10 protein-coding genes are annotated in these 11,404 nt (G+C 43.9%); all 10 read left to right on the top strand.

Annotated elements, in window-relative coordinates; translation table 11 throughout:
• The first annotated feature begins 18 nt into the window (after nucleotides 1-18).
• The 10 genes from NTX44_02860 (at nucleotide 19) to NTX44_02815 (ending at nucleotide 11,319) form a co-directional block, all read left to right on the top strand.
• Nucleotides 19-399 carry a hypothetical protein gene (locus NTX44_02860; GenBank protein ID MCX6120543.1) on the top strand — a complete coding sequence of 127 codons (381 nt, stop codon included), beginning with the start codon at nucleotides 19-21 and terminating at the stop codon, nucleotides 397-399.
• A 776-nt stretch (nucleotides 400-1,175) separates the two neighbouring features.
• Nucleotides 1,176-2,438, top strand: a complete 1,263-nt coding sequence (locus tag NTX44_02855; protein MCX6120542.1) for an OmpA family protein — start codon at nucleotides 1,176-1,178, stop codon at nucleotides 2,436-2,438.
• Nucleotides 2,439-2,602: 164 nt separating this feature from the next.
• On the top strand, nucleotides 2,603-3,286 hold the full coding sequence (locus tag NTX44_02850; protein ID MCX6120541.1) for an OmpA family protein: 684 nt from the start codon (nucleotides 2,603-2,605) through the stop codon (nucleotides 3,284-3,286).
• Between the two features lie 361 nt (nucleotides 3,287-3,647).
• Nucleotides 3,648-3,773, top strand: a complete 126-nt coding sequence (locus NTX44_02845; GenBank protein ID MCX6120540.1) for a hypothetical protein — start codon at nucleotides 3,648-3,650, stop codon at nucleotides 3,771-3,773.
• 36 nt (nucleotides 3,774-3,809) lie between these two features.
• Nucleotides 3,810-5,285, top strand: a complete 1,476-nt coding sequence (locus NTX44_02840; protein ID MCX6120539.1) for an RNB domain-containing ribonuclease — start codon at nucleotides 3,810-3,812, stop codon at nucleotides 5,283-5,285.
• Nucleotides 5,286-5,797: 512 nt separating this feature from the next.
• A complete protein-coding gene (locus NTX44_02835; protein ID MCX6120538.1) occupies nucleotides 5,798-7,006 on the top strand; it encodes a hypothetical protein in 1,209 nt (402 codons plus the stop codon).
• A 642-nt stretch (nucleotides 7,007-7,648) separates the two neighbouring features.
• On the top strand, nucleotides 7,649-8,755 hold the full coding sequence (locus NTX44_02830; protein MCX6120537.1) for an alkene reductase: 1,107 nt from the start codon (nucleotides 7,649-7,651) through the stop codon (nucleotides 8,753-8,755).
• Nucleotides 8,756-8,779: 24 nt separating this feature from the next.
• Nucleotides 8,780-9,790: an NADP-dependent oxidoreductase gene (locus NTX44_02825; GenBank protein MCX6120536.1), complete on the top strand. Its 1,011-nt coding sequence runs from the start codon at nucleotides 8,780-8,782 to the stop codon at nucleotides 9,788-9,790.
• A gap of 20 nt (nucleotides 9,791-9,810) precedes the next feature.
• Nucleotides 9,811-10,308, top strand: a complete 498-nt coding sequence (locus tag NTX44_02820) for a nucleotide exchange factor GrpE (protein MCX6120535.1) — start codon at nucleotides 9,811-9,813, stop codon at nucleotides 10,306-10,308.
• Nucleotides 10,309-10,392: 84 nt separating this feature from the next.
• Nucleotides 10,393-11,319 (top strand): J domain-containing protein, encoded by a 927-nt coding sequence (locus NTX44_02815; protein MCX6120534.1) that lies wholly within the window; start codon nucleotides 10,393-10,395, stop codon nucleotides 11,317-11,319.
• The last annotated feature ends 85 nt before the right edge of the window (nucleotides 11,320-11,404 follow it).

The following is an 11,404-nucleotide window of genomic DNA, read 5'->3' as shown; positions in this document are numbered from 1 at the left end:
GTTGGAAAGGCAATATCTATGAAAAGAAAAGTAGGATTATGGATTGACCATAAGAAGGCTGTGATTTTTAGTCTGTCAGACGACGGAGCCGAAATAAAAAGAATATCATCAAACATGGAAAAACATGTCCGGTATTCTGGCGGGATGGAAGAAGAATCGGCGGAGGACCATCGTGACAATCGTTTTACGGGTCATCTGAACAATTATTATGATGAAGTGATTTCATATATTCGCACTGCCGAATCTATTTTAATCTTCGGTCCCGGTGAAGCAAAGGGTGAATTGAAAAAAAAACTTGAGAATGAAAAACTCCATGGCAACATTGTCGGCATTGAAACGGCTGATAAGATGACAGATAACCAAATTGTGGTAAAAATCAGGCAGCACTTTATAAAATAGAGTCTGAGGATCTATTAAACATCTAAATTTTATTTTAGGAATAGCAAGTTACGAGTTATTTTTATGTTTGATAAAACAACTCTGAGTGATCGATGGAAAATAATCGGTTACAAGTTACCATAAACAAGTTGCTTGTTACCGTATCAGTATCCCAAATCCTACTTACAAGCAGACATTTGACAAAAATTCCGATATGCAACAAAGAATTCGGGATGGTTGCACATCATGGGTACTTCACTTTTCAGATAGTATTCACATTTCTCGTTAGTCCTTTTACCGCCTTTTTGCCGTAGTGTTAAATAATTGATTTGAATTATGGTCTTCCACTGTCTTGCCAATATCTTGAATGACCAATGAATACACGGCTCGCCTGCTCCGGAATTTCTTAGAAGGACACTTCCTATCAGATAAAAGGATTAACCCCTTTTTCATCCTTTTGGTCTATTTCTAGTTTCTTAAATCATGAGTATGATTTGTTGCGGTATGGAAGAAGCAACCCTGTAATTGTCATGGGAACGAAAGTTTGTGGAAAGAAAATAAATGGAACATTCCGACAATTATATTGAAGATCAATCCCGGTTCACTCGAGATTCTCAGTAGAGTATCGGCACAGGGTCAAAGAATCTTCCTAACCTCAATTTTAGTTCTCTGGATCTCTTTGATGCAATCTTCAACTGACAATCGGATAGTGAGGGATTTGTATTGCAGGTGAATGCATTTGATGTATCAAAACAACCGATGTATTTATAAAAACACACTAATTATAGGAGATACAAATGAAAAAAAATATTTACATTTTCGGTGCGGCCATATTGATTATGGTAACACTCTTTTCAGCCCAAGTATTCGGGCAATTTAAGGATAGAGGGGTTCGGTTTGGGATTGCAGCTGGATCTATGCAGGGATTGACAAAGATGACTGACAATGCACTTGATCCCACAGGAAAACTTTACCTTCGACATAATATTTCAGGCGACTTTGATGGTGAACTTTCCGGTATGTATGGCGGTATTAAAGGACAATACTATCAAACAGATATGTGGGGCGTCGAATATCAAGCTCTCTATTCACCGTACTCGTTTTATGACGATCAATTGCACCCTTATCTCGGTGCCGGATTGGGTATTACATACTACTTTGCAAATGTGACACTTCGCAATCCCAATGTTGAAAAGAATGGTTATGCAGGATATGTGCCGATTACTCTTGGAGCAGAGTATGCAGTGAATGATTGGCTGCAGTTTGATGTCAATACGAATTTTAATTATGCATTCACCAATACCATTGTTTCCACTTGGGTTCCAAATTCTAAAATTGGTTCTGGAAATGATGCATGGTGGGGACTCTTTGCAGGAGTAAGCTGTACTATTTTTGGTCCTGATAATAAGGCGGCAGAGAAAGAAGCAAGCCGTATAAGAAACGAAGAGTTAGCCGCTGCTGAGGCACGGCGTGTACAGGAAGCAAACGCTGCCGAAGCAAAACGTGTAAAGGAAGCGAACGCTGCCGAAGCAAAACGTGTACAGGAAGCTGCCGCTGCCGAGGCACGACGTGTGCGGGAAGCTGCCGAGGCACAGCGTATACAGGATTCGATCAAGACGGCGGCAGAGGCACAACGATTGAAAGACATGGCCAAAGCAGCACCACGGCCAGTGCAAGTGGTAGTACAAAAGGAGACCGATACCGTTTTCGTACTTATTAAAGGTAAGACCGTCGTTCTGAAAGGTGTCAATTTTGAGTTCAATAAAGCGACACTCACGCAATATTCTGAGACAATACTATGGCGGGCATATCGCGCGATGATCGCGAATCCTGATGCGCGAGTAGTAATTACCGGGCATACGGACAATGTGGGAAGTGACAAATTTAATCAGACACTCTCATTGAAGCGGGCGCAGGCAGTAAAGAACTGGCTCGTCAAAAAAGGCATTGCATCGAACCGCATGAGAACTGTCGGGAAAGGTGAAAAAGAACCTGTTGCCGATAACAAGACGGAAGAGGGTCGAGCACAGAATCGGCGCATGGAATTCTATGTTCAGTAATAGTTGAAGAACGAGGATTTAAAAAACGCACGAAGCAGATTATTCCCGCCCGAACAAACGATCGTTCGGGCGGGAGTGATATACAACCTTGGGTCAATTGAACAGACCGTCGAAGGATGGTCACTCACGCAAATAAAATTTCATCAACAGAAGGATATGACGCCATGGAATACAAAGATTTGAATGAAGAGAATAAGGAATTAAAGATTCAGATATATGAACTCTATGAGAAACAAGGCTTTAAGGACGGCAATGATTTTATTGATTGGCTTGAGGCCGAACGACAAACGGGAAAACGCTCCAGGTTAAGGCGTACGAAACAAATGAAAAATATTCTTTTTGCCATTGTTGGCATTGTTGGAATATTATGTGTTATTGCGGCGATTCTTTTAGTGACGCTGTTCAAGAAACCAGCTACGATGCAACTGTCTGAAAAGAGCCTGTCAGATCTGAAGGTTATGATGGTTGTGCTCGATCCAAAGGTTGATGAGAAGGTGATCGTCTTTGGGGATACGCATTTCGATTATAATAAATCTATCCTTACCGAGGATGCGAAGGCGATGCTGGATATGAATGTGCAGGTCCTGAATGAAAATCCCAAAATGCATGTTCGTATGGCCGGCTATACATCTGCGGAAGGCTCGGAAAAAGACAACCAAATCTTAAGCGAACAAAGAGCGAATACAGTCAGAGATTACCTGATCGAAAAAGGCGTTGCACCCGAAAGAATCACGGTAATCGGATATGGCAGGACAAAACCGGCTGTGTATGAAGTGAAACCCGGTGACAGTAACTCAAAGGCAGCGAAAGCTAACATGCGAGTTCTTTTTGAGGTTGTCGTGAAATAGAACGATCACCTGCTATTGATCCTCCAGGAATATAAATATCACACCGGTCTGGTGAAAATAGAAACGAACGGCGGCGTGGACGATGATACTAAAGTGAAGCGGAGAACTCATCCGCCGCCTATAATGACACGATGAGAGCCGAGCAGAAAATCCGCGTATTGAATTTTTAAGTTCAGTACTAGCTAAATGACAAAATAAAAGAAGTAGAATACTGGTCTCTCATAAAATATCTCTGCGGCAGATAACACCGGCCCGACCAAACGATCGTCCGAGTTTGGGGAGAGAGGGCTGCGATCAGTTAAACAGACCACCGAAGACTGGCCATTTACCCAAATCGATATATTTGAATAAGAGGTATAATATGAAAGCACATAGGAACGGTGCCATCGCGGTGGTACTCTGTCTCCACATAGGGATAGGCATTATGGCATATATGATCACGGCGAAAATATCCAAATCGATTCTTTACAAGATGCTGAAATTCTGAAAGAACAAACTATGGAAAATTTTTGAGGGCGATAATATGATAAATACAGATGACAAACAGCACCGTTCCATCCTGCGAAGAATTGCACGCCGTGTGATGATGGAAAGAGGGCTTCTTCCGGATTTTTCATCTCAGGCAACCGCCGAGCTCGACGGAATCCATGGACCTGCAATAAAAATTGAAGAATCGACGCGTGATCTCAGAAATCTTGCCTGGTGCTCCATTGATAATGACGATTCGCTCGATCTGGATCAACTTACCGTCGCCATACCAATGTCCGGAGAAGCTGTGAATATTCTTGTCGCCATTGCTGATGTTGATGCCATCGTTAAGAAGCAGTCGGCGCTTGACGATCATGCGAAACACAACACCACCTCGATCTATACTGCGGCGGAAATATTCCCGATGCTGCCTGAGAAACTCTCGACCGATTTCACATCTCTTAATTTTGATTCAGACCGTCTTGCCGTCATTGTTGAAATGATTATTGGTCCTGATGGATCGCTGAAAGGTTCGGACATATATCAAGCAATGGTACGTAATCGAGCAAAGCTTACCTACAACGGCGTTGCAGGTTGGCTGGAGGGGAGCGGGCCGATGCCTCAAGCAATCAACACGGTGAACGGTCTCGTCGAAAATGTTCGACTCCAGGATCGCGTTGCGCGAATGCTGAAATCCCTTCGGCATATACATGGTGCGCTTGATCTCGAAACAATAGAAGCTCGTCCCGTATTCGAAGGAGATGAGGTCAAGGACTTAGAAGTTGATAGAAGGAACAGCGCCAAAGATCTCATAGAGGATTTCATGATTGCGGCAAACGGTGTCACCGCACGATACCTCGCATCTAAAAAGTTTCCATCGCTGCGACGCGTTGTCCGCGTACCCAAACGATGGGATCGGATCGTTGAGATCGCCTCGGAGCAAAAATTCACACTGCCTCAGCAGCCCGACTCAAAAGCATTGGATCAATTTTTAGTGTCGGCGAAAGCAGCCGATCCTCTACGATTTCCCGATCTTTGTCTCAGTGTCATCAAACTCTTAGGCCCCGGTGAATACGTCGTCGAGCTTCCGGGCGGCAGCTCTGCCGGACACTTCGGTCTTGCAGTCAAAGATTATGCTCACTCCACAGCACCGAACCGTCGATATCCCGATTTGATTACGCAGCGGTTGCTCAAAGCAGCAATGAGTGGACAATCCTTGCCTTATACAAACGATGAATTGGTTGTGCTTGCAAAGCACTGCACCGAAGAAGAGGATGCAGCGAAAAAAGTTGAACGGCAGGTTGAAAAATCCGCGGCTGCCATGGTGTTGGAATCAAAGATTGGAGAAAAATTCGATGCCATTGTTACCGGTGCTTCTAATAAAGGTACATGGGTGCGTCTTCTGCATCCACCCATTGAAGGAAGAGTAGTAAACGGCTTTGAAAGCTTAGATGTTGGACAAAGATGCCGCGTTCAGTTACTGCACACAGATGTAGAGCGGGGATATATTGATTTTAAAAAAATAGAATAAGAAGCAAAGTTCACAACAGTACAGTGATTCAGCAGATTGAAGAATAAAGCAAACACAATTTACTACCATGGTTTAACCAGTTTGGAGAAATAGAAGGATTGCATTACCTCTCCGACCGCTTTAAGCGATCGGAGAGGTGTTTCTTAACGCTCGAAAAATAACAGAAGTGCAGAAGTGAAACAAGTGGAAAGTATGATAACTGACCCCATCGTCTCGACCGATTTCGTCGTTCGAGCCACTTCCCCTTAGAAAGTGGAAGAAATTTAAACTCATATTTTTCTCCCCTCACCGAGGGGAGATGTCCCGATGAACGACATTCATCGGGACAGAGGGGTCGCTATGGGCCTTACGCAACAAGTAGAACGTGTGGTATCTGATCCTTTCGTAATGCCGAAAAATATTTACGCTCTCCATAAAAGGATTAACTACTCTTTCATCCTTTCGGCTGATTGTTGTGTCTTACAGTTCTTTGTACTATAGGAAGCAATCATATTGATCGCGAAAGAGACGATATGTTGAAAACAAAATTCGCTAAATGTATTCTGCTTTGTGTTATCGGAATACTCAGTGCTCAAGCACAGTTGAGGACTACGGTACTCATTCAGTCTACGCTCGAGGATGAGAGTGTTAATATCTCTGTCGACAAGTCGATCTACTTTCCGGGTGACACGGTTATTCTGGCAATTCAACGAAACGATACTTCGACAGCGGGAATCATTACTCCGATACTTCTTATCGAAGGAACAACGTTCAAATCAATTGGGCGACGCAGGTACATTGCTTTTATTCCTCAAGCTGTAACACCGGGATCATATCCCGTCAGCCTTAGAGTAACGGACGCCGGGGGGCGGCGATTTCGGTATGAAACGGCATGCGTTGTCACCGTGGAAGAACACCAAGACGTCGAACAACTCAATAGATACGTCAGCGTGATACCCGATGCCGGCAGCAATAATATCCGGACGGCAGTTACACTGGATCGTGAGCAAGTTCGAAATCTCATGGTGCGGTTTCAACGCGACAGCATTCGGCTTGACATGGGGCCACAGTTTGTGAGAATAACAACAACAATACTGTTGCGAGACGGCATAGCGGCTCCATCGTACGAACGACGCGTAGTAACATATAGAAGTCATGGCGATCCCTACAAAGATCGCGCAATGTTTATTCAGTACCGTGCCGCTTACGGCGCGTTTGCCAATATCCGTTCCGAAGAACTTGAAAAAGTATTAGTGCCGGTAGATTCACTGCCTGACTGGGCAATTCTTGGCGTCCATATCGAACCCGATTACTCCATTAAAATCGGCGCAGTGGATCGTTCCAATAGTATGACACAATATTTTCGGGTGAGAGGCCCAAGAATCGAATTAGGATTTTCACTCGCCATTCCCAAAGTGTTGTACGATACACGAGCCAATGATACGATTCAATATGGTAACTACAGCGCAATGGTGCGGTTCTATTATATTGATCCAGGGACAGGAAATCGATTTCCTGTCAGCATGGGGATAGGAATGTTTGGAGTGAATTCACCGGTTGATGTTGGAACCGGTCGAGGAGGTTTTGCGTTGTCGATGTTTTTGGATTTGGCGGAAATGGTACGAATAGTCAATATCGGTTTTACAAAAAAAATTAACATTGGCCTGGAGTTGGCACCGTTTTTACCTATTCAAAAAAAGGGGCGATTGTTATTAGTTGCGCAGGTAGGTTTTTCGTTTTAATGATCGAATGCTCGCATCGAAAACGTGACAGCAACAAGATTATTGTTTGAGCTATAACCTGAGGAAATAAAATATTCTCGTTGGAAAAAACATATATATGTTCATGCGATGAACCTCATTATTTCAATGAATACCGTTTATCGAACAGCTCAGGTTGCTGCAGCTTATCACAATCGTTAGGCAGTTACCAATTATAAAAGGAGTTTGGTATTCTCCGAAGGCAAAGATAAAAATTCGGGAAAAGTAAGAATCAGTGGAACGTATAGTGTGGAGGAATCAGAATAGTTATCGAACTCATTGCTTCAGGCGTGTGCCCTAAAGATGAGATTATGCAAATCATTTCGAGAATACCAACCTCGTTAAAGATCGTGTTGATAGCGAATTCTTAAAAACCCGGTGCAACCTAATAACACCTTACATTTATGTGCCAGATTTAATTCAGACTCTTCGAAAAAGGATTAACTCCTTTTCCATCCTTTCGGTCTATTACTTCACAATCCATTCATTGGTATAATTAAAATATCGTGGGTGTTCGTCTTGAAGAGCCATAGATAATGATTATGTTATATTTTTCAGGCCACCGTAAACGAATTGCCGCTTGAATAAATGTGTTGTATAAGATATTAAACAAGGAGAAATGAAATGAAAAATACTAAATTATTGAACCCGTATAAACTGGGAAACATTGAACTAAAAAATCGAGTTGTTATGGCGCCAATGACGCGCTCCAGAGCTATGAGCAATATCCCAAACGAATTGATGGCTGAATTCTATGGACAGCGTGCTGCTGCGGGACTTATCATTACCGAAGGGACATCCCCTTCGCCAAACGGACTTGGTTATGCCAGAATTCCCGGCATCTTCAGCGGAGTCCAGATAGAAGGTTGGAAGAAAATCACAAATGCCGTGCATGCCAAAGAAGGAAAAATATTTGTTCAGCTTATGCATACCGGGCGCATCAGTCATTCAGCGAATATGCTCGAAAGTGCAAAAATTATTGCACCTTCTGCTGTGAAGCCCACCGGACAAATGTGGACTGATGCTCTGGGATTGCAGGATTATCCTGTCCCAACAGCTATGGACATTGAAGAAATAAAACATACAAAACAAGAATACATATCTGCTGGAACGAACGCAATACAAGCGGGGTTTGATGGTATAGAGCTTCATGGTGCTAATGGATATCTCATAGAACAATTTTTATCTCCTGTGAGTAATATAAGAAATGATAACTACGGTGGCAGTATAGAAAATCGCTGCCGTTTCTTGTTAGAAGTAGTCGGAGGTGCAGTTGATGCAATTGGAAAATGGAAGGTCGGTATACGCTTATCTCCGTACGGTGTAGCAAGCGATATGCCTCACTATCCTGAAATAGACAGCACATATAAATATCTTTCTGAACAGCTCAATCGCATAGGGTTATTGTATCTTCATATAGTAGACCATAGCAGCATGGGAGCGCCGGAAGTGCCCCTCGAAATAAAAAAGGCAATCCGCGAAAGATTTCACGGCACAATTATTCTCGGCGGCGGATATACAAAAGAACGCGCTGAAATAGAATTACAAGGAGGACTTGCGGACCTTATCGCATTTGGCAGGCCATTTATTAATAATCCTGATCTCGTTGAACGATTTGTGCACGACTGGCCGCTCTCAAAAGAACTTGATATGACTACATTTTATTCTCCGGGCGTAAAGGGATATACAGACTATCCTGTTCACGCTCATAGAAGAAACCTGTCAATCTGATTGAATGAGAAAAACGGACATCCTATGAAAGAACAAATCAACAAACAAATTATCTTCATCAAGAGGCCAGTCGGTATGCCGGATGAGAGTTGTTTCAAATTGGTTAGATCCGCAATACCTCTGCCGATGAACGAACAGGTATTGCTGCGGACACGAATTCTTTCCGTTGATCCTTACATGAGAGGCAGGATGAACGATCGGAGATCCTACGTCGCACCTTTTCAGCTTAATGAAGTTTTAACTGGCGGTGTTGTTGGAGAAGTCGTCGAGTCAAAATCAAATAACTTTATCGAGGGGGATTTTGTCGTCGGAAATCTCGGTTGGCAGGACTATTCCATAGCCGGCGAGAAGGAACTCCGAAAGATAAATCCTGAAATTGCTCCAGTAAGCACCGCACTGGGAGTATTGGGAATGCCCGGGCTAACGGCATACTTCGGATTATTGGATATTGGACGGCCAAAGCAGGGTGAAACAGTTGTTGTCTCAGGCGCAGCGGGTGCGGTAGGAACGATCGTAGGGCAGATTGCCAAGATTCACGGCTGCCATGTGGTCGGCATCGCTGGGTCTGACAAGAAAACCAAGTATTTGATTGACGAACTGGGATTTGATAGTGCACTCAATTATAAGACTACTCCTCATCTGAGGAAAGCCCTGAAAGAAGCTTGTCCGAATGGCGTTGATATTTTCTTTGATAATGTTGGTGGAGAGATTTCGGACGCGGTCATTTCCTTAATAAACAATAATGCACGCATTCCCCTGTGTGGACAAATATCATTGTATAATGAGGCGCAGATTCCGATGGGTCCGCGACTTCAGCCTCGCTTGCTAACATTCAGCGCTCTCATGAAGGGCTTTATCATTCATAATTATGAAGATCGGTTCGAAGAAGGAATACATCAAATGGGTGTGTGGCTGAAGGAAAAGAAACTGAAGTACGCAGAAACCGTGGTTGAAGGATTGGAAAATGCACCGAAAGCCTTCATCGGATTATTTGCAGGAGAAAATATTGGTAAACAGCTTGTGAAGGTCAGTTGATCGTTTTGAGAAGGTGAACCATGTCTATAATTGCACAAGAACACGAACAGAACCTGCTGCCGCCAGCTGATTTGGCAACAGAAATCCAGAGATTAGAAGAGGAGTTGACCAATGAACGTGATCGGCATCTGCGCACGCTGGCAGAGTTCAAGAATTACCGTCGCCGCATTGAGCGTGACGGTAACAAGTTTGCAGAAACAGCGATCCGTAAAATTTTGCTTTCGTTTCTCGATATCATCGACGATATTGAACATGCGTTGCAGTCGACGAGTGAAGACGAACGGCCGATTGCCGATGGTATCAAGATGATCCATCAGAAATTTCTTGCTTTGCTGAAGAAAGAAGATGTTCGCCCTCTCGTGAGTATTGGTGAGAAATTCGATCCGGAACTACATGAGGCCGTAGCTATGGTGAAACGTAAAGGGGTTGACCATGGCATTATCATTGATGACATGCGCCGCGGTTATTTCTGGAAAAAAGAATTGCTGCGTCCGGCACAGGTGTGCATTGCCGAATAGCTTGGAATTTCTGCGACAAAAAATGTTCACGACGCGCTGTGGAAACACCGCACTAAAGGAAATTGACGAGAGGGCTGCAACACAATGACATATAAAGATTACTACAAAATATTGGGTGTTGGAAAGACGGCGACTCAGGATGAAATCAAGAAGGCATATCGCAAGCTTGCCAACAAATATCATCCCGACAAGACCAAGGGAGACAAAGCCGCAGAGGAAAAATTTAAAGATATAAACGAAGCAAATGGAATTCTCAGCGATCCTGTGAAACGGAAAAAGTATGATCAGTTTGGAGCGGATTGGAAACAATACGAAGAAGCCGGACAACAGCCGGGAGGATTCGATTGGTCGAAGTACACGGGCGGCCGCGGCGGACGAGAACATACCATGAGTCAAGAAGAGTTCAGTGCGATGTTCGGCGAAGAGGGTCTTGGGAACATCTTCGAATCTATTTTTGGGCAGCAGAGCGGAGGAAAGGGCGGGAGAAGGAGCAGGGCAAGCAAAGGAGAGGACTTTGAAGCCGAAACAACGCTTACGCTTGAAGAAGCCTACCATGGTTCGGAACGGCTCCTGAAGATTCATGATCAGACAATCAAGATAACAATGAAGCCGGGTATTGCAGACGGGCAAGTATTGAGAGTAGCAGGCAAGGGCGGCCGCGGGTCAAACGGAGGCCCGAATGGAGATCTATACATCACAATCAGAGTTGCACCGCATGCAGAATTTCAGCGCCGGGGAAATGATCTCTACTGCGATAGACCGGTCGAATTATACACCGCCATGCTCGGCGGCAAGGCACGGATCAAAACAATCAAAGGAACAGTCGATGTAGATATTACCAGGGAAACACACAACGGCAAAGTGCTAAGACTTCTGGGGCTTGGAATGCCGGTCTATGGCACGAAGAACGAATTCGGAAACATGTATGTGACTGTTGTAATACAACTTCCCGACCATCTGAGTGAACGAGAAATTGAATTATTCAAGCAATTATCGTCGTTGCGGAAATAAATTCCATTTGCATCGCCATATATTTCCGCTTCGGCACGATAGATCGCACTCAAAACCATTATGATTAATTTGGCAGATGTATAGC

It is taken from the genome of Ignavibacteriales bacterium (assembly GCA_026390575.1).
Classification (GTDB): domain Bacteria; phylum Bacteroidota; class Ignavibacteria; order UBA10030; family UBA10030; genus Fen-1298.
Note: the sequence above shows the minus strand (reverse complement) of the source record. Positions and strands in the feature narration are given on the sequence as shown.